19 protein-coding genes and 1 other RNA gene are annotated in these 18720 nt (G+C 39.3%); 10 read left to right on the forward strand and 10 right to left on the reverse strand.

The window, feature by feature from the left end; genetic code table 11:
- The first annotated feature begins 3 nt into the window (after positions 1-3).
- Positions 4-903, forward strand: a complete 900-nt coding sequence (locus tag AY601_RS11205) for a DnaJ C-terminal domain-containing protein (protein WP_068400742.1) — start codon at positions 4-6, stop codon at positions 901-903.
- Positions 904-922: 19 nt separating this feature from the next.
- Positions 923-1216 carry a chaperone modulator CbpM gene (locus tag AY601_RS11210; RefSeq protein WP_068400746.1) on the forward strand — a complete coding sequence of 98 codons (294 nt, stop codon included), beginning with the start codon at positions 923-925 and terminating at the stop codon, positions 1214-1216.
- Here the strand turns inward: AY601_RS11210 and AY601_RS11215 are convergent.
- The 8 genes from AY601_RS11215 to AY601_RS11250 all read right to left on the reverse strand — a co-directional run bounded on the left by AY601_RS11215 (position 1213) and on the right by AY601_RS11250 (position 8909).
- Positions 1213-2190, reverse strand: coding sequence for a 2-hydroxyacid dehydrogenase (locus AY601_RS11215; RefSeq protein WP_068400749.1), 978 nt, complete (start codon positions 2188-2190; stop codon positions 1213-1215). The two genes, AY601_RS11210 and AY601_RS11215, sit on opposite strands and share 4 nt — an antisense overlap.
- Before the next feature lie 5 nt (positions 2191-2195).
- A complete protein-coding gene (poxB, locus tag AY601_RS11220) occupies positions 2196-3920 on the reverse strand; it encodes a ubiquinone-dependent pyruvate dehydrogenase (protein ID WP_068400752.1) in 1725 nt (574 codons plus the stop codon).
- Between the two features lie 53 nt (positions 3921-3973).
- Positions 3974-4645: a superoxide dismutase gene (locus tag AY601_RS11225; RefSeq protein WP_068400755.1), complete on the reverse strand. Its 672-nt coding sequence runs from the start codon at positions 4643-4645 to the stop codon at positions 3974-3976.
- A gap of 105 nt (positions 4646-4750) precedes the next feature.
- Positions 4751-6328 carry a PepSY-associated TM helix domain-containing protein gene (locus AY601_RS11230; RefSeq protein WP_068400758.1) on the reverse strand — a complete coding sequence of 526 codons (1578 nt, stop codon included), beginning with the start codon at positions 6326-6328 and terminating at the stop codon, positions 4751-4753.
- 1 nt (position 6329) lies between these two features.
- A complete protein-coding gene (locus AY601_RS11235) occupies positions 6330-6944 on the reverse strand; it encodes an SCO family protein (protein ID WP_068400761.1) in 615 nt (204 codons plus the stop codon).
- On the reverse strand, positions 6944-7378 hold the full coding sequence (locus AY601_RS11240; RefSeq protein ID WP_068400764.1) for a hypothetical protein: 435 nt from the start codon (positions 7376-7378) through the stop codon (positions 6944-6946). Before AY601_RS11240 ends, AY601_RS11235 begins: the two co-directional genes overlap by 1 nt.
- Before the next feature lie 148 nt (positions 7379-7526).
- Positions 7527-7901, reverse strand: coding sequence for a hypothetical protein (locus AY601_RS11245; protein WP_068400767.1), 375 nt, complete (start codon positions 7899-7901; stop codon positions 7527-7529).
- Between the two features lie 6 nt (positions 7902-7907).
- Entirely contained in the window at positions 7908-8909 is a 1002-nt protein-coding gene (locus tag AY601_RS11250; RefSeq protein WP_068400771.1) for a beta-ketoacyl-ACP synthase III, read from the reverse strand.
- A 100-nt stretch (positions 8910-9009) separates the two neighbouring features.
- Here AY601_RS11250 and AY601_RS11255 point away from each other — a divergent pair, with 100 nt between their 5' ends.
- The 6 genes from AY601_RS11255 to AY601_RS11280 all read left to right on the forward strand — a co-directional run bounded on the left by AY601_RS11255 (position 9010) and on the right by AY601_RS11280 (position 13312).
- On the forward strand, positions 9010-9663 hold the full coding sequence (locus AY601_RS11255; protein ID WP_068400774.1) for an SCO family protein: 654 nt from the start codon (positions 9010-9012) through the stop codon (positions 9661-9663).
- Positions 9664-9665: 2 nt separating this feature from the next.
- Entirely contained in the window at positions 9666-10085 is a 420-nt protein-coding gene (locus AY601_RS11260) for a c-type cytochrome (RefSeq protein ID WP_068400778.1), read from the forward strand.
- A 34-nt stretch (positions 10086-10119) separates the two neighbouring features.
- An RNA gene (gene rnpB / locus AY601_RS11265) (RNase P RNA component class A) lies at positions 10120-10509 on the forward strand.
- A 66-nt stretch (positions 10510-10575) separates the two neighbouring features.
- Positions 10576-11985 (forward strand): sigma-54-dependent transcriptional regulator, encoded by a 1410-nt coding sequence (locus AY601_RS11270; protein WP_068400780.1) that lies wholly within the window; start codon positions 10576-10578, stop codon positions 11983-11985.
- A 215-nt stretch (positions 11986-12200) separates the two neighbouring features.
- Positions 12201-12419, forward strand: coding sequence for a hypothetical protein (locus tag AY601_RS11275; RefSeq protein WP_068400783.1), 219 nt, complete (start codon positions 12201-12203; stop codon positions 12417-12419).
- 212 nt (positions 12420-12631) lie between these two features.
- On the forward strand, positions 12632-13312 hold the full coding sequence (locus AY601_RS11280; RefSeq protein ID WP_068400786.1) for a hypothetical protein: 681 nt from the start codon (positions 12632-12634) through the stop codon (positions 13310-13312).
- Between the two features lie 64 nt (positions 13313-13376).
- Here AY601_RS11280 and AY601_RS11285 read toward each other — a convergent pair whose 3' ends face one another.
- Together AY601_RS11285 and AY601_RS11290 are read right to left on the reverse strand one after the other, a co-directional pair.
- The gene (locus AY601_RS11285) at positions 13377-14873 is read right to left on the reverse strand and encodes a gluconokinase (protein ID WP_068400789.1); all 1497 of its coding nucleotides are present in this window, start codon (positions 14871-14873) and stop codon (positions 13377-13379) included.
- Positions 14874-15041: 168 nt separating this feature from the next.
- On the reverse strand, positions 15042-16274 hold the full coding sequence (locus AY601_RS11290) for an MFS transporter (protein ID WP_068400792.1): 1233 nt from the start codon (positions 16272-16274) through the stop codon (positions 15042-15044).
- A gap of 174 nt (positions 16275-16448) precedes the next feature.
- On the opposite strand from AY601_RS11290, the gene AY601_RS11295 reads away from it, so the two are divergent.
- Together AY601_RS11295 and AY601_RS11300 are read left to right on the forward strand one after the other, a co-directional pair.
- Positions 16449-18191 carry a diadenylate cyclase gene (locus AY601_RS11295; RefSeq protein WP_068400794.1) on the forward strand — a complete coding sequence of 581 codons (1743 nt, stop codon included), beginning with the start codon at positions 16449-16451 and terminating at the stop codon, positions 18189-18191.
- A gap of 74 nt (positions 18192-18265) precedes the next feature.
- A complete protein-coding gene (locus tag AY601_RS11300; protein WP_068400797.1) occupies positions 18266-18676 on the forward strand; it encodes a MerC domain-containing protein in 411 nt (136 codons plus the stop codon).
- Positions 18677-18720: the final 44 nt, after the last annotated feature.

Raw genomic sequence — 18720 nt, forward strand, 5'->3', positions numbered from 1 at the left:
ACTATGGCATACATTGATTATTACAAAGTCCTGGGTGTGGATAAAAAGGCAACTCAGGATGAGATAAAGAAAGCGTACAGGAAACTTGCACGTAAATATCATCCCGATTTAAATCCTAAAGACAAAGAAGCGAATAAGCTGTTTCAGCAGATCAATGAAGCGAATGAAGCCCTGAGTGATCCTGATAAACGCAAAAAATATGATGAGTACGGTGAAAACTGGAAACATGCAGATCAGGCCCAACAACAAGGTAACCCTTTTGGTGGAGGTGGCAGACGTGGTGGTTCAGGTGGATTTGGTGGCGGTTCAGACTTTGGCGGTGGCGATTTCTCAGATTTCTTTGAGTCGATGTTTGGAGGTGGCGGCAGACAGCAAAGAAATGCGGCAAAATTCAGAGGACAGGATTTACAGGCTTCTTTGCAAATTTCTTTCAGAGAAGCAGCAGAAACCCATAAACCTACGATTACAGTAAACGGCAAAAACTTAAGGATTTCTATTCCTGCTGGTATTGCTAATGGCCAGGTCATTAAACTGAAAGGTCAGGGCAGTCCGGGCGCAAACAGCGGACCTGCAGGAGACCTTTTTATTACGATAACAATTACTGACGACCCTATTTTCAAGAGATTAGGAGACGATCTTTACTTAACTAAGGAAATAGACCTGTATACTGCTTTACTGGGTGGAGAAGCTACGATTGACACCTTAAGTGGCAAAGTAAAGCTAAAAGTACCAGAGGGTACTCAAAATGGAACAAAAATAAGACTAAAAGGCAAAGGATTTCCTGTTTACAAGAAAGAAGGAGAATTTGGAAACCTTTTTATAACTTATACAGTTAATATACCAACAGACCTGACAGAGAGACAAAAAGAATTATTTAAAGAACTGCAGGAACTGTCGAAATAATGGAATAATTCAATATCCTATGGAAAACGAATTAATAACTATAAGAGATTACTGTGTTAATTATGCCATTGACCCTTCTTTTATTCAAGCACTGGAAGAGTCTGGATTAATCGTGCTCACCATAATTGACGGAAACAAATTCTTACATTTTGAACAATTAATGGAAATGGACCGTTATGTCCATTTCCATTATGATTTAGAAATCAACATCGAGGGTATCGATGCGATCATGAACCTGTTGCAAAAGGTGAAACATATGCAACATGAAATTGAGCACTTAAAAACTCATATCCATATCCACGAAGGGCATTAACCCTCCTTATAAACTTCAGGATTAACCAGAAAAGGAGGCTTCTCCCCTTTTGATACTGCAATAATGTTTTCCGCAGCTAACCTTGCCATGGCATTTCTTGTACCTTCAGTAGCCGAGCCAATATGAGGTAATACTGCTACATTAGGCATAAAAAGCAAACGGTTATCGGGATGCATCGGTTCTGGATTAGTTACATCCAATCCAGCTCCCCAAATCGTTTTACTTTCCAGTGCCTCCATTAAATCTGCCTCGTTATGAATCGATCCTCTTGCTGTATTGATAAAAATTGAACCCGGTTTCATTTGTTTAAAAGCTGTACGGTTAAACTTACCTTCGGTTTCCGCAGTTAATGCCGTATGTACAGTCAGCACGTCACTTTGTGCCAATAACTCTTCAAAAGAAACCAGTTCTGCATCGAGCAAATTTTCAGCCTCTTCATTTCTGCTGCGGTTATGGTAAATGATTTTCATGCCAAATGCTCCTGCACAACGTTTAGCCATTTCTGTCCCAATCTTTCCTAAACCGAAAACACCCAAAGTACAACCATTCAGTTCCTTTCCTAAATTAGCCGTTGGTTCAAAAAAGTCCCATTCCCCATTGATAATCTTACGGTTCATATAAAAAGCATTCCTTGCCGCTGCCATCATCAGCAGAAAAGCGGTATCGGCAGTTGCACCGCTTAAAACACCAGGAGTATTACCTACTGGTATTTTAAGCCGGGTTGCTGTTTCAATAGCTACATTATCATAGCCAACAGAATGCAATGCAATTACCTTTAAATGCGCACTTGCTTCCAGAAAGTCCCGGTCCAGCCGCTGCCCCGCACTCAGCAAAGCATCTGCCCACTGGCATTCTGCAATTAACTCCTCACGGGTCATATTCCTTTGCTGAGTCCATTGTTTGATTTTCAACCCTGCTGCTTCCAGCAAACGCAGACCTGATTCCGGAATTACTCTGGTTATAAATACATTCATAAGCGCTATTTACCTAAAAAATTTGAACTGATGGTATCCCACACTTCTTTTCCATCACCATTCAGTGTTTGTTTCAGCATATAAATCCCAAATCCTTTAGCCTGTTCAAAATCTATCTTAGGTGGCATTGACAGTTCTGCCTGATTCACTACAACATCCACTAATACTGGTCCCGGATGCGCTAATGCTGCAGCGATCGCTGCTTCTACTCCTTCAGCTTCTTCTACCCTGATTCCTCTGATCCCAATAGCTTGCGCCATTTTAGCGAAATCCGGGTTTTTAAGGTCTGTACCAAAAGGAGGCATACCGATTACCTTCATTTCCATCGCTACAAAACCAAGAGAACTGTTGTTATAAACGATGATTTTTACAGGCAGGTCATATTGATAGATTGTTAAAATATCTCCCATCAGCATGGCAAAACCACCGTCTCCAGATAGGGAAATCACTTGTCTTTCAGGAAATGCAACTTGCGCACCAATAGCCTGTGGCATCGCACTGGCCATTGATCCATGGTTAAAAGAACCAATCAGCTTTCTGCCTTTTTTCATATCTACATAACGCGCAGCCCATACTGTCGGTGTACCGACATCTGCTGTAAATATTGCATTATCAGCCGCTTGCTCACTCAGTATACGCGTTAAATATTCCGGATGAATAGCTTTACCTGAAACCATTTGTGCATGGCCCATCAGATTTTTCCTATTCTCTTGATAACGTTGCTGACATTTCTCTAAAAATGTAATATCCGTTACTTCTTCTACAAAAGGCAATAAAGATTTAATCGTTTCTTTGACATCTCCCGTTAAACCAAGATCCAGTTTGCACCTGCGTCCTAATCTTTCCGGCCTGATATCTATCTGTATAATTTTAGCTTTTGAAGGAAACCATTCTTTATAAGGAAAATCAGTACCCAGCATCAGCAGTAAGTCGCTTTCCTCTACGGCATGGTAGCCAGAAGAAATACCAATCAAACCGGTCATTCCTACATCGTAAGGATTATCGTACTGAACATGTTCTTTTCCTCTTAGCGCATGTACAATTGGTGACTTGATTTTACCTGCAAAAGCTAATAATTCATCATGTGCATCTCTGCAGCCCGCACCACATAATAAGGTGACTTTTTTAGCTTGATTGATAAATTGTGCCAGTTTTTGCAATTCTTCATCTGCAGGACGTATTGCCGGACGACTGACGAACAAAGGATGATCCAATTCCTCATTTTCCATTTTCTCCATGGCTACATCACCCGATAAACTGATGACCGCTACCCCATTCTGCCCAATTGCATGCTGCATTGCAATCTGTAAAACTCTTGGCATCTGCCTTGACGAAGCTATTGTTTCGCAATAATAACTGCATTCACGGAATAATGATTCAGGACGCGTCTCCTGAAAATAAGAAGTACCGACCTGCTCGCTTGGAATATGTGCCGCAATGGCCAGTACCGGTGCATTACTTTTATGCGCATCGTATAAACCATTGATCAGGTGCATATTTCCCGGACCGCAGCTTCCTGCACATACTGCTAATTTACCTGTTAACTGCGCTTCGGCGCCAGCAGCAAATGCCGCCGCTTCTTCATGCCGGTAATGAATCCATTCGATGTCTTTGGAATTGCGGATCTCATCTACAATTCCATTCAGAGAATCGCCGACTAAGCCATGCACACGCTTAACTCCTGCTTGAATAAGTATCTCTACTAATTTCGCTGCTACTGTTTTTGCCATTATATTTTTGATAAAATAAAAGCCGTCCTATTGGGACAGCTTTCATAGGGTGATTATTTTTTTACAACTTCGTTATATCTGCGCTCTACTTCGGGCCAGTTCACTACTGTCCACCATGCAGTAATGTAGTCTGCACGTTTATTTTGATATTTTAGGTAATAAGCATGCTCCCAAACATCCAATGCTAAAATTGGACGTCCTTTTTCAGCAACTGCATCCATTAATGGATTATCCTGGTTAGGAGTTGTGGTAATTTTCAACTTACCATTCTGCACAATCAACCAAGCCCAGCCTGAACCGAAACGTTTCGCAGCACTATCTGCAAAAGCGGCTTTAAATTTCTCCATAGTACCAAAATTTGCATCAATTTCCTTCAAAAACTCAGGAGATGCGGGTTTTGGTTTAGGAGCCATTATCTGCCAGAATAAGGAGTGGTTATAATGTCCGCCAGCATTGTTACGGATAGCAGCTGGGTAAGTAGAAGCAACAGCTAATATTTGCGCCAGTGTTTTACCTTCTGCTGCAGTACCTTTTATAGCAGCATTCAGATTGGTTACATAAGCCTGGTGATGTTTGGTGTAATGAATTTCCATGGTCTGCTTATCTATAGCAGGTTCCAATGCGTTGTAAGCGTAGGGTAATGGCGCAAGTTTAAATTGTGCGCTCAGGGTCTGTGTGCCTGCAAATAACAGAACAATAGGTAAAAAGCTCTTGAATAATTTCATCGTAATCAATAGGGTTATTTAAAAAAGCTGTTTAAACCAGGTAAATGATTACATAGGTTTAAACAGCTGTCTATTTAAAACGATTATTAAATTAATTTGTTTTCCCTATTTGGTTTTAATGAAGAGGATTAATCCTAAAACACTTACCACCAGGACACCAAATGCAGAAAAAGCAGTTAGAAAATCCCGGAAGTTTTTACCTGCAAAGTCTACCAGCAAAAATTTATGGAATACGGCAAAGCTCAAGCCTTCTCTTCTGTCTGAATCCTGAACTTTTGCAGCTAACCTGCCAGTAGCGGTTTCCAGATAATAAGTGAGGTGCTGTGGCGTACTTAAAGCTATTTTAACAACTGGTAAACGCTTATTGACAAAACCATAATCGTTATCAAATTTGGTCAGATAGTCTGAAGAGGAAATAATCAGCGGAGCCGATTCATCAGCTGCCGCATTGGCCATCATTTCACAACAAGCAGCTTCTCCATCAGCAGCTCCCTGAGCTACAAAATGTTTGACCAGACTATAACTATATTCCATAATCCCATCTGGCAAGAGTTGTCCGTTAGCAGCATCATAATAAGCAATGTCAGGTTTCGCCTTTTTAGCTTTCTCCCCAAACATGGTTTCAGCTTTTTCAACCTGCTGCTTTTTCCAGCTATCGTTTTCCTTTTTAACCAGATAAACCTGATAATAAGTTTTATCATTAAACCTGGCTAGTGAAATATTGCTGACTTGTTCCCAATTCAACGGCAAAGCAGTAGAAGGAATCACCAGATCACGCGCTTTTACTTCAGGCTCAAAAACATAATTAATCCGGTCATCAGGCGTAAATTTATGTGTTGCATGATAAAAACCTGAGCCCATAAAGGTCAGTGTAACCAGAGAAGTCAAGATACCGATGCTCCGGTGATATTTTCTCAGAAAACCTACCTTTTGCCCGGTAACCGGCTTTTTAAACTTCTTCCATAAAAAACCATAGATCAGCAGCCCGCTTAGAGTGGAAAAGATAACGATCGAAGCGAGTAAAAGAATCAGCACGTATCTCGCAGTATTATTCGTGATTTTAGCAATAAACTCATAGCTATGAAAATTACTGAATACCCATAAAAAAACCTTTCTGTTGGTATCATTGTAGTTAGCCAGTCTGCTTTGTGAAGTTTCCACGTAAACATCCATCTGATCTTTACGGTCGAAACTGACCTTCCATACCGGAAGCAGGCGGTTGATATACTTATACTCCTCAGTAAAATCAGTGATCTGCGTAACAGATGAAATCTTAGAAGTGCTATCGCCCAGAAAATACCGGCTCAGATATTCGGCATATAAACGTTCTCCATTCACCAGCTTTACCCCGTCGGCAGCAGAAAAATACTGGATCTGGTTCTTCCGGTCTTTCACCTGGTAAAAAGTCTTTCCTTGAAAATCGATTAACCTGAAATTCCGGAACAAATTGATTCCGTTTTTCTGTAAGACCTCATTAACAGACAGTTTAATCTGTTCGTTATGGATCGCTTTAGGTTTGATATATTCATGAGCAATCTGGAATTTGAACCAGTGGGCAATAATAGGATGACTTAAACCAGAGCATGTCCAGAAAATTACTGGAATGATGGTTATAATCCCAAGGATACGGTGCCAGGAATACATGTTCCTTTTCACTGTCCGGGTAAGATTTTCAGTACTCATCTTAGTGTTTATATTCTGCCAGCAGGATATCCATATCCTTCATTAGCTGTTCAACCTGTGCATCTACTGTTCCATCGTAAGCGCCTCTGATCCTTTTGTCCTTATCTACCAAAACAAGGTAACCCTGATGAATGAAACCACCCGGTGCAGCCTTATCCTGTCCTACAGAAACCAGATAATTACGTTCGGCCAAAGCATAAGTTTGCTCTTTCGTTCCCCATAAAAATTCCCATTGCGTACCTTTAATTCCTAGTTTAGTTGCATAAGCTTTCATTCTTGAAGGCGTATCATACTTTACATCAATCGTATGTGAAGCTAATTTCACCTCTGGATTGTTTAAGTACTTATGGTATACTTTCAATAGGTTGCGGTGCATGGTCGGGCAGATTGTAGGACAGGAAGTAAAGAAGAAATCAGCGACATAAATGGAGCCGTCAAAATCTTTATTGGTCACCACTGCACTATCCTGATTCAGAAACCTGAAAGCTGGAATAGTCCGGTAAGTGGTATCAGTTCCGGTTATATCCTGTTGCAAAAAAGGGAGCCTTTTAGCTTTATCTTTACATCCTGTTATAACTGCCAGCAGCAAAAACAGGTAAATTAATCTTCTTCCCATTATTTCTTGAATTGTTTCAGGTAAGCATCAGACGATTGAATTTCAGCTTTATACAAACTGTCGATTTTTCCGATTTTAATTCTTTCTGCTTTAAAATATTTAGTTGCATCTTCATTTGATTTCCCGGTTACATCTGGTTCAAATTTATGCATCCAGTCATTCATTAGTTCTTCAGCAACGTTTAACCTGTCCAGAGTAGCTTTCATCACTACTTTTTCTTTTAAAGTATCGGTAGAAGGAAACCTGGTTTTTAATGCTGGCATCTCTTTCAGCATAGAATCCAATCTCATCTGATTATTGACTAATAGACCATGATCTTCCATTACCACATCATGAAATTTCATGACTTCATCTCTTTCTGACTTATAATTTGGAGTTTGCGTACAGGCAACTGCTCCTGTAGCTAATACGAGTACGGCTAAAAATAATTTCATATTGTATTGTTTTAATGGTGATATATATACAATCCTGCAAAATCCGGAGCTGTAAAACAACCCTGATATGCTGCAAAAAACACATTACATCATTTGATTTCTGTTTATATATTTAAACAGATTTATAAAAAATTGAATTAAACGGGTATTAGCAGGCGAACTGCGGAGGATGGAAAATAGTGCTCAGACGAGCAACTGGTATTCCTGTCGTTAAGGGAATACGCAGGTTTATCGCAATAAAAGAATATTGTTTAAATACAAAAGGGATAGAAACTATAGCTTCCTGCAACTGGATTTTCTGGAACTGATGATCTTGCTTTTGCTCCTTCTCCTGCGCTTGTTTAAGCTTTTTCATCAGGTAACACTGCCCATTGCAATGCAATTGTGGCTTATCTTTATTCACGCAAAGCTCTTTCGCGATATACCCCTGGTTCATTTCGAAACCTGCAACGACAAAAAGTCCCGACAGGCTTACAGAAGCTGAACACAGTAAAAGTAATATAGCTATAAAGCGTGTGAACATGGATTGTTACCCCCTTAATTTACCCCATTTTAAATAAGTTGCACCCCAGGAGAATCCTGCGCCGAAAGCGGTGAGCAACAAGTTATCATTTTCTTTGAAATCGTTTTTAAATTCCCACATACACAATGGGATTGTTGCAGCAGTTGTATTACCGTAAAGCTGAATGTTAACCTTTACCTGGTCTTCTTTCAAGCCTAACTTATCTCCTACTGCCTGAATAATACGCAGGTTGGCCTGATGAGGAATCAACCAGTTGATATCTTTGATCTCCAGGTGATTTCTCTCCATGATCTCATTACAAGTCTGCGTCATGCCTTCAATTGCAGCTTTAAAAACTATCCTTCCATTTTGAGAAATGTAATTCTGTTTTTTATCAAGCGTATCCAGTGAAGATGGATTTAATGAACCACCGGCGGTAACAATCAAATGTTCTTTACCAAGACCATCGGTTTTGAATACATTATCTACCAAGCCTGTTTCTGCTTCGGTCTGCTCCAGCAAAACTGCGCCTGCACCATCACCAAAAAGAATACAGGTATTTCTGTCTTCATAATTTACTATAGAACTGTTTGCATCCGCACCAATAACAATTACATTCTTGTAGCGGTTACTCTCAATTAAGCTTGCACCCAGAGTCAGCGCGTAGAGAAAGCCACTACAGGCCGCATTGGAATCCACACCCCACGCATTTTTCAATCCTGCTTTTTCACAGACAATACTTGCGGTCGAAACCATAATATAGTCAGGAGTAGCCGTAGCTACAATTACGCATTCAATTTCATCCGGGTTAATGTGACTATCTTCCAACAGTCTTTTGACTGCCATGGTAGCTAAGTCGGAGGTTGCAAGTGAATCATCATTAAGGATTCTTCTCTCATGGATACCGGTTCTTGAAATAATCCAGTCACTATTTGTATCCACCATTTTCTCCAGATCATGATTGGTTAAAATGGTTTCCGGTACATATCCTCCCAAAGCTGTTATGGCAGCATTATATCTCTTTCTCATTAAGCATTACAATTCTTGGCGCAAAACTAATAAATATTTACAGCTGTGTTACACTTTATTTTTACAGTAGTGTACCTTTGCCGGATCAACAAATTATATTATGAGACATCAATACACACTTATCTGCGCTATTTTACTGACTGCCACAGTGTTTGCTTCTTCCTGCAAGAATGAAAGAAAACTTCCGATATATGGCTTAAGAGACACTAAAACAGTTAAAAACAGCGACGGAACGGCTGGTGTTGATACCATATACCAAACAATACCAGCATTTAAATTCCTGAATCAGGATAGTGTATATATTACAAACGACCATTTTAAAGATAAAATCTATATTGCAGATTTCTTTTTCACTTCTTGCACAAGTATCTGCCCTATTATGCATAGAAACTTGAAAATGATCTCAGAAAAGTTCAAAAATAATCCTGATGTCATGTTTTTATCACATACGATAGATTTTAAGTATGACACACCTTCAGTGCTTAAAAAGTATGCCCAAAAGCTTGGTGTAGATGGACCAAAATGGCAATTTGTATATGGTCCGAAAGACAGTGTATATACATTAGCAGAGAAAAGTTACCTGGTTGCTGTTAACGTAGACAGTACAAACAGAGACGGATACGTTCACCAGGGCTTTCTGGTCTTAATTGACAAAGACAGAAGGATCCGTGGCGCTTATGATGGAACAAATCCTGAACAGGTAGCACAATTAGAAAAAGATATTCCTGTTTTATTAGCGGAGGATAAAAAATAGAGATGAGGAAATTTATAGTAGTCAGTCTGGTTTTGCTTACGCTGATCAGCATGTTTTATTCTTGTCAGACAGCCGAAACTGTACAACAGGATGCGTATTATGTAAATGGAAGAGATCTTTATATTAAACATTGTCAGAATTGCCATGGTGCAAAAGGTGAAGGATTGGGTACTTTAACTCCCCCGCTTACTGATAGTGTTTTTATGAAAGCGAACAAAGAAAAACTTGCTTGTATTATTAAAAACGGAATTTCTACACCGGTTACGGTACATGGACAGGTTTACGAAGGCAAGATGCCGGAATTTAACCTGGCTAATATAGATATCGCACAATTAGTAGTTTACATCACCAATGGCTTCGGTCATCAACAAGGAATGTACAGTACTCAGCAGGTGGAAAATGAGCTAAAGAACTGCAAATAGCATTTTTTAAATCGGTTTCTGTACCTTTGCGCAAAATGCAAGCCGTTCTATCGCTGGAAGTAATGCTCAGGCATCTTAAAGAGGAAAGTCCGGGCAACACAGAGCATCTCGCTTCCTAACGGGAAGAGGTTTGGGATTGAAGACCTGAATTATGGAAAGTGCCGCAGAAAATATACCGCCGATGGCCTGCAAGGGCACAGGTAAGGTTGAAATCGTGAGGTAAGAGCTCACGAATTTTCCGGGTGACCGGAAGGGCTGGTAAACCCCGGGAGTTGAAAGACCAAATAGGCTGACGCATGTAGGGCTGCTCGTCCGATGTCAGTGGGTAGGTCGTTAGAGATAAATGGCGACGTTTATAGTAGATTAATGGTAGAAGCTTTGATTTATCAAGGTACAGAACCCGGCTTACAGGCTTGCATTTTTTTATTTTATCTGTATTATTTGATAATTAGTAAATATATTCGTATCCGATAAAAGACTAACAACCCCTATGGCTAAATTATTAATTATTGATGATGAACGTGCGATAAGAAGCACATTACGTGAGATCTTAGAGTACGAAAATTACGAGGTAGAGGATATTGATAATGGAGTTGACGGATTAGATCTGATCAAAAAAAAGAAATACGACCTGGTTTTATGTGATATAAAAATGAATAAAATGGATGGTATGGAGGTGCTTGAACAAGCATTGGCCCACAGTCCTGATTTACCATTTATTATGATCTCTGGCCACGGTACTGTAGAGACGGCCATTGAAGCAAGCAAAAAAGGCGCCTTTGACTTTATCTCTAAACCGCCTGATTTAAACCGTTTACTGATTACTGTCAGAAATGCATTGGACAGAGGTAACCTGGTTACTGAAACCAAAGTTTTAAAACGCAGAGTAAGTAAAACAAGAGATATTCTGGGTAGTTCAGAGAATATCAATAAAATCAAAGAAACCATTGAGCGTGTTGCCCCAACCGAAGCCCGTGTATTGATTACAGGTGCTAATGGTAGTGGTAAAGAATTAGTAGCCCGTTGGTTACATGAAAAATCACACCGCTCAGAGAATCCTTTAATTGAAGTGAACTGTGCTGCAATTCCATCTGAATTGATTGAGAGTGAACTTTTTGGTCATGAAAAGGGATCATTTACCTCGGCTGTTAAACAGCGTATTGGTAAATTCGAACTGGCAAACGGAGGTACTTTATTCCTGGATGAAATTGGGGATATGAGCCTTTCTGCACAAGCAAAAGTACTTCGCGCTTTACAAGAGCACAAAATCACACGTGTTGGTGGTGAAAAGGAATTAGAAGTTAATGTACGTGTGCTTGCTGCGACGAACAAAGACCTGATGAAAGAAATTGAAGATGGTAATTTCAGAATGGATTTATACCACCGTTTAAATGTCATCAACATTCATGTTCCTCATTTAACAGAGCGCCGCGAAGATATTCCTGAAATTGCCATGAGCTTTTTAGAAGATATCTGTAAAGATTACGGCATGCCAGTTAAAAAGATCAGTGAGGCCGGAATGGTTGCGTTGCAAAACTTACCCTGGACAGGAAACGTTCGTGAATTACACAATATGATTGAGCGTCTGATCATTCTAAGTGATAAAATAATCTCTGAACATGAGGTTACTGCATTTGCAAATCCAGGTGGTGGAACCAATATTGGTGCTGCTAACCATGGTTTTAGCGGTAACAGCAATGGTTCATCTTCAGGATCAACTAATTATGATAAATTCACAAATTTCCAGGATTATAAAGATCATGCTGAAAGAGAATTTATTAAGTTTAAACTGGAAAAAAACAATTGGAACGTTTCTAAAACTGCAGACGATATTGATATTCAACGCAGTCACCTTTACAGTAAGATTGAGAAATTCGGCTTAAAAAGAGTCACTGAATAATATTTTAATTCGCTGAAATAGCAAAAAGGGATTAGCAATGCTAATCCCTTTTTTATTGCATTCTAATTGCGTGGCAGAATTTATTTAGTCATGGTACGTTATTTGTATGTTCTGCCTCAAAGAAGCAAGAAATACGCCAGATTATAATTCGGCTGGATATACTAGCGAATCTGAAAAATGTTTTATAGCTTCATGTAAATTAAAAAAACCGCAATATGAAAAAGTTAATCGTTATGATGCTGTTGGCTGTAATGGCTTTTACAACCACGCAAACATTCGCTCAGACAAAAAAGGATGGGTCAAAAGATATGCGCTATAAAAAAAATAAACAGCCTTTGAAAAAAGATGGAACACCCGATAAGCGTTTTAAAACAAACAAAGAAGTAAAAAAAACTACAGTTAAGACGACAACACCTGTAAAAAAAGCAGCTTAAGCTTCCTGACTGAATCGTATAAAAAGAATGCCCTGGATAATTTTCAGGGCATTTTGCATATCTGAGCTGCCTATGACAACAATTAGTAAATAATTCACGTTATTTGAATCGAGATGAACCCCACATGATTAAAATAATTGTTAAGCTCGCAGAGCAATAATTATTTTAATCATCAAAGGCTCCATCTTAAAAAAAAACAATAGATAAAGAAGATGAAATTAATAAAATACATGAGTACCCTGGTGCTCTTCTCTTTACTTGCACTGGCCGCTTCAGCACAAGATGCTGTAGTGATTGACACTGGGAATTTTGTCCGGGGAACAATACAGGGGACTGATTTTCTGACTGTTGGTCTGAAAAAAGACGATGGAACAATGGCGCAGTATAGTGCTAAAGATATTAAGGAGTTTTTATGGAATGGGGAAACCTATGTCAGCAAACCTTTTATAGCAAATAAAAAGACTGGTTACCGTTTTTTTAAATTAGTAGAAGCTGGTAAACTGAACTTATATTCAATGGGGGGCAGCACAGGTGTTATTGAAAAGCCTAGAAGACGGGTGCGTTTCTCACCCTCTATCGGCCTGGGTATTGGAACCGGAGGCTATAGTGGTGTTGGGATTGGCGGTGGCGTAAGTTTTGGCGGTCGTGGAGATGACGATGACCGGCCAAGAAGAGAACGCCGGGCATTATATTATATAGAAAAGCCAGGTTCTGGTGATATGATGGAAATTACTCCGGATAACTCGGATACCAATACACAATACATTAAAAATATTTTAATAGAAAAAATGTCGGATGATCAGGATCTGACTGAGCGTATTAAAGGGATAGAATATTTTGATGTAAAATCTCTGACTTCTTTGGTTAAGAGTTATAACTCCGTACATCAATAAGACTCCTGATAAAAAGAAAAGCTGTTAAGCTGATCGTCAGCTTAACAGCTTTTCTTTTTTAAGGCTAATCGTTGTTCTGCAAATCATACATTTCGTGCATCACTCCTTTTAACTGCTCATATATCTTTTTATAAAAACCAAAACTGGTTTGATAATTCAAATGATTTTTTTCATCAGGCTCAATATAAGTGATATCCTGTTGATCGGGCAGAGGATAAGATTTTGACAGACCAAGCACTTTAAAAGCAAGATAGGCCGCCCCTACTGCCGAAGCATCTTCTACACTATAGCGTAAAAGCCTTTTACCTGTAATATCAGCCATAATTTGTAACCAAATGGCTGAAGTCACAAAACCTCCACTCACGTTTAACTGCTTTATTTCTTGCCCGGAAGCTGTTAATGCCAACAAAACATCGTTCAATGCGAAACAAATTCCTTCAATCACTGCACGGGTAAAATGAGCAGTCTGGTGATTCAGATGTACGCCGAAAAATGTACCACAGCTTTTAGAATCCCAGATCGGTGCACGTTCTCCTTGCAAATAGGGAAGAAAAATAAGTCCTTCAGCACCAGGTTTTACAGTCTCAATTTTATGGAGTATTTCATCGTAGTCACTTTCATTGAGTTCAGCTTTTTGAAGGACATTCTTCATATGCCACTTTAAAGCAATCCCACCATTATTTACAGGTCCTCCATTGATAAAAGTATCTTCATCCAAACGGTAACTGAAAGTCATTGCCTTTTCATTCAGTACGGCAGTATTACCTGCTACCCGCAGGGCACCACTTGTTCCTATAGTTAAAGCTGCAATTCCAGGTTTTACTGCCCCTGTACCTAAATTGGCCAGGCAACCATCTGTTGCTCCAATCACAAAAGGTGTATTTTTTTCCAAACCAGATAATGTTGCTGCAGCATCAAAATCTCTTCTTAAATAATGCGTGCTGACCAAATCAGAAAGCTGCTCCGGCTTAATTCCAGCAGCAGCCAATGCTTCCGGGTGCCAGATTAGTTGCTGAACATCCATTAACCCGGTACAGGAAGCGACAGCATGGTCTACTTCAAAACTGCGGAATAAACGATACCAGATATATTCTTTGATAGAAATGAACTTATGAACGTTTTTGAAAAACTCAGGCTGATTCTCCCTGATCCAGATGATTTTGCACAAAGGAGACATCGAATGAACTGGTGTACCTGTTGCTTTATATAAGGCTGCACCCAATGGAGTAGCTAATAAGGATGTGGCAACCGGTGTACTTCTGCTGTCTGCCCAGGTCATCATTGGTGCCAGTGCTTTACCCTTTTCATCTACAGCAATCAAACTGTGCATCGCACAACTTAAACTGATTGCCTGCGGACCAGACTTCAGCTTGGAAACCACAGTAGTTATACTTTGCTGAAAGGCTTGCCAGATCAGCTCAGGATCCTGCTCACTATAACCAGGTTGTGTAACCTCAGTTGGATAAAAATATTGACTGCTATCGAAAGCTTTGTGGTCAGCCCCTACGGCTACCGCTTTAGTACTTCCGGTTCCAATGTCTATTCCAAGGATATATTGCATGATGATCGATTAAGCTGCAATTTAAACTTTAACCTTTCTGCTGCAAAACTTTATTCCAAAAGATGGATTTGATATGTCATAATCAAAAAAGGTCTTGCTTTGATCTTTATGACCACAGCAAGACCAAATAAAAGACACCTTGATATCTTTATATATAGATAACAAGTATTAAAATTCTTCTACATAATCCAGATCCTTAGAGAAAGTCTCTTTCATCCTGCTTAAGGCATAAAATGCAACAGCAAAACTGATTATCGCAACGGTAATTCCAGAATGAATAATATTTCCGCCGAAAGCCCCTTTTAACAATTGAAAAAGTAAGGTCAATGGAACAACAGCGCCACGTACAAAGTTAGGGACAGTCGTAGTGACAGTTGCCCTGATATTCGTCCCAAACTGTTCGGTTGCAATAGTCATAAAGATGACCCAGTAACCAACAGTCAATCCTATACCACCACATAACCAGTAAAAATGCTGTAAACTAAGGTCATACAGCGTAAAATAGGCAGTAATACCAATAGTTGCCATCCCCAGAAAAATATAAACCACTTTAATCCTGCTCTTCATCCATTGGCTGATTAATCCACCAGCAATATCGCCAATCACAATCCCACCATAACACCACGCGACAGCTGCTCCTGCACTTACTTCTCCTTGCACACGCAGTACTTTACCGAATTCAGGAGATAATGTAATTAGGATCCCTACCACAAACCATAAAGGAATACCAATCAGGATACACCGGATATATTTAACAAACTGAACTTTATTTTTGAACAGGGCAAAGAAATCCCCCCGGTTACTCGCTTCTTTGGATTGACTGAACATACCCGATTCCGCTACCCCGATACGGAGTAAAAGCAGGAATAAACCTAATCCTCCTCCAATAAAAAAAGAAGTTCGCCAATCAAACATTTGTGCAATAAAATAAGCTACTACAGCACCACTAACTCCAACAGAGGCCACAATGGTAGTTGCATAACCTCTCTTTTCTTTAGGCATCAACTCAGCAACAAGCGTAATCCCGGCACCTAACTCCCCTGCAAGCCCAAGCCCTGCAATAAAGCGCCAGAACGCATAAGCATTGACAGAGTGTACCAGACCATTGGCGATATTAGCCAGAGAATAAAGAAATATAGAGCCAAAAAGCACTGATAAACGGCCTTTTTTATCCCCAAGCATCCCCCATAAAATTCCTCCGATCAGCATACCGATCATTTGGGTATTTAATAACATAATACCAGTATCGGTCAATTGTGTCCCGCTAAGTCCAAGAGACTTCAAACTCGGGATACGGACAATACTAAATAATAACAGGTCGTAAATATCAACAAAGTAGCCCAGAGAGGCTACTAAAATAGCTGCGCTTAAAGCAGCATTAGAGGCTTTGGTTGGTTGCATCAGGTAGCGTATTTTTTTGTAGAACTAATGTAGTAATTTATGCCTCACCTAATTAACTTTCTTTAACAATTGAGTTATAAAAAATCGAATATATTTGCTGGTAATCATTTATTATTCCATTTAAACTCAGATCTATTATAGCCAAAACTCTACTTTAAAAATACGACACTAAGTATGACAGGCGCGAATAACATGATTTGGGAACATCAGCAGCATTGCCAGATTTCATTGCAACTTGCAGCAGAAGAACTTTTTAATTCATTAGATGACAGGCTTTCTCCACGGATTTTCCTGATCGGTGTATTGCTTAAACCTGATATGCACCTTCCTTTTGTAAGGCTGGAATGTCCGGACGCCGAATATGAAATGAAAGATTTTGTGTCTTTAAAAGCACTGAGTATACAGCATAGTTTACTAGTTAAACAAGAGAACGAAGTGGAGAAACAGAGCCATACCGGTCCGCTTAATACTGCCTATACGACAGAGATGCAGCATATTTTAAGAACGCATGTAAATGGGAAAAACAATGCATATTTCTTTTCTGAGCCAGTTTACATCAATGGATATCTCGTTTATACGGTTCTGGAATTAAGCAGACAGCTACTGAGTACTTTTTATTACCTGACTAAAAATACACTTCCAAACGGCCAGCAAATTAGCCGCTCTTTCCTGGAGAGTATTATCAAAATATATCTGGATGCCGCAGCAGATGCGCTGAAATCAAAACCACAATCAGATTTTAATGTATTGGCCAAAAGCCGCGATGAACTCGTGAGTAAAGCTGGTCATGATTTTCTGACCACAATTTCTCTTGCCGGACAAAATTCCAGCGGGCTGCATGTGTTATTTGATGCCTGTAATACGATTTCCTCTTTAAAATATGAGGGTGAAGAAGGTTTTGGAAAAATGGTCATTGCAAAGCAAGAGCATCCTAATGTTAAAGTGACAATGTTGCTTGAAAACCCTATTCACATTAAAGATTTCCGCAGGATGAGAAAGTTTTTGGAACTGGCAGACAATAAACAAATGATGCTCTCAGATTCAGTCTGGATTTATGGTTTAGGCCAGTTAACAGGAAAATATAACTACCATGATGAGTCTTTGTTTATTGTTCATTTCACTAAACATTTTCACTGGGAAGTTTTACACCATGATCATATTATGATGTCTGTTTCGTTCAGAATGCCAGCATTGCATAACGAAAAAATCAATAAAGAAAAATTCTATTCCAGTTTGAAAAGAGTCTTCCAGGGAATTGATAAGTCAAGGTTAAATGCACTGTGGGAAGTCACAATGGAAGCAACCAAACAAAAACACGGAACTATTTTAGCTATTTCTTCAGAAGCAGATCAGGAAGCTATCCGGCTGAACAGCCAATGTTTTAAGATTAAACCGATGCGGATTAACAAGGATATCATTCACCAGATCACTTCTATTGATGGTGCAGTATTAATTGATATTGATTGTACTTGCCATGCAATAGGTGTCATTTTAGATGGTATAGCTACAGCAAATGGCGATTCTTCCAGAGGTGCGCGCTATAACTCTGCAGTCAGATATTATGAACATATGATCAATAAAGCACAAACCGTCTTGGTGGTGATCTCAGAAGATGGTCTGATTGATCTCATTCCTGACCTTAAAGCTCAGGTGAAACATTCAATTATTGTTGCGCACATCAGAGAATTGACTAAACTTAGTCAGTCTGATAAATATTTGAGAAGAAATTTCAATCGTTTGATGGAGTTTTTCCAGGAACATGATTTTTATTTATCTCCGAAAGAATGTGCAACAGTCAATAAATTACGCAGGACAATTGAAGTTAAATATAAAGATAGTGAGGACGGTGTAAGAATGATATGGAACAATTTAATACCCAATAGTGCAATGAATATTGGATATTACGTAAGGGAGTAAAAATGAAAATATGACTTGAGCCAGATCTAATGCAATAAAGTTGCTTCTATATTTGCAGTTCAATATTTTATGCTATGTCCCTTTCAAAAACTACACAACGTCTCGACCGGCTCGGAATGACTGCTTCTACTTTATGTGCGGTCCATTGTGCCTTAGTTCCCATATTTCTGACTACCCTTCCACTTTTAGGGCTTGAATTTTTAAGTAATGAGTGGGTGGAAATCTCTATGATCATCGTATCTGTAATACTGGGAACACTTTCTTTAAGTATGTCCTATCGGAAACAACACCATAAATTATTTCCTTTCCTTGTGCTATTCAGCGGCTTCGCATTGATCGCTACTGGTCATTTTTCTGGTATAGAAAGTCTCGAACCAATTTTAATTCCCTTAGGCGGGTTTACAGTGGCAGCAGCTCACCTGGTCAACTGGAGATTAAACAGGTCATGTACACATCATGAAATTAACGATTCAAGGCTCAAATGATAAAATTTGAAACGCTTTTTATAATTGTATAAACAATATGTCTA

Origin of the sequence: Pedobacter cryoconitis (assembly GCF_001590605.1) — a bacterium.
GTDB classification, from domain to species: Bacteria; Bacteroidota; Bacteroidia; order Sphingobacteriales; family Sphingobacteriaceae; genus Pedobacter; species Pedobacter cryoconitis_A.

Coding starts and splice junctions, on each gene's coding strand:
- AY601_RS11300 (WP_068400797.1), top strand. CDS start 18,266: ATGTCCCTTTCAAAAACTACACAACGTCTCGACCGGCTCGGAATGACT.
- AY601_RS11250 (WP_068400771.1), bottom strand. CDS start 8,909: ATGAGAAAGAGATATAATGCTGCCATAACAGCTTTGGGAGGATATGTA.
- AY601_RS11230 (WP_068400758.1), bottom strand. CDS start 6,328: ATGAGTACTGAAAATCTTACCCGGACAGTGAAAAGGAACATGTATTCC.
- AY601_RS11210 (WP_068400746.1), top strand. CDS start 923: ATGGAAAACGAATTAATAACTATAAGAGATTACTGTGTTAATTATGCC.
- AY601_RS11280 (WP_068400786.1), top strand. CDS start 12,632: ATGAAATTAATAAAATACATGAGTACCCTGGTGCTCTTCTCTTTACTT.
- AY601_RS11225 (WP_068400755.1), bottom strand. CDS start 4,645: ATGAAATTATTCAAGAGCTTTTTACCTATTGTTCTGTTATTTGCAGGC.
- AY601_RS11240 (WP_068400764.1), bottom strand. CDS start 7,378: ATGAAATTATTTTTAGCCGTACTCGTATTAGCTACAGGAGCAGTTGCC.
- AY601_RS11235 (WP_068400761.1), bottom strand. CDS start 6,944: ATGGGAAGAAGATTAATTTACCTGTTTTTGCTGCTGGCAGTTATAACA.
- poxB (WP_068400752.1), bottom strand. CDS start 3,920: ATGGCAAAAACAGTAGCAGCGAAATTAGTAGAGATACTTATTCAAGCA.
- AY601_RS11295 (WP_068400794.1), top strand. CDS start 16,449: ATGACAGGCGCGAATAACATGATTTGGGAACATCAGCAGCATTGCCAG.
- AY601_RS11260 (WP_068400778.1), top strand. CDS start 9,666: ATGAGGAAATTTATAGTAGTCAGTCTGGTTTTGCTTACGCTGATCAGC.
- AY601_RS11245 (WP_068400767.1), bottom strand. CDS start 7,901: ATGTTCACACGCTTTATAGCTATATTACTTTTACTGTGTTCAGCTTCT.
- AY601_RS11270 (WP_068400780.1), top strand. CDS start 10,576: ATGGCTAAATTATTAATTATTGATGATGAACGTGCGATAAGAAGCACA.
- AY601_RS11205 (WP_068400742.1), top strand. CDS start 4: ATGGCATACATTGATTATTACAAAGTCCTGGGTGTGGATAAAAAGGCA.
- AY601_RS11285 (WP_068400789.1), bottom strand. CDS start 14,873: ATGCAATATATCCTTGGAATAGACATTGGAACCGGAAGTACTAAAGCG.
- AY601_RS11255 (WP_068400774.1), top strand. CDS start 9,010: ATGAGACATCAATACACACTTATCTGCGCTATTTTACTGACTGCCACA.
- AY601_RS11290 (WP_068400792.1), bottom strand. CDS start 16,274: ATGCAACCAACCAAAGCCTCTAATGCTGCTTTAAGCGCAGCTATTTTA.
- AY601_RS11275 (WP_068400783.1), top strand. CDS start 12,201: ATGAAAAAGTTAATCGTTATGATGCTGTTGGCTGTAATGGCTTTTACA.
- AY601_RS11215 (WP_068400749.1), bottom strand. CDS start 2,190: ATGAATGTATTTATAACCAGAGTAATTCCGGAATCAGGTCTGCGTTTG.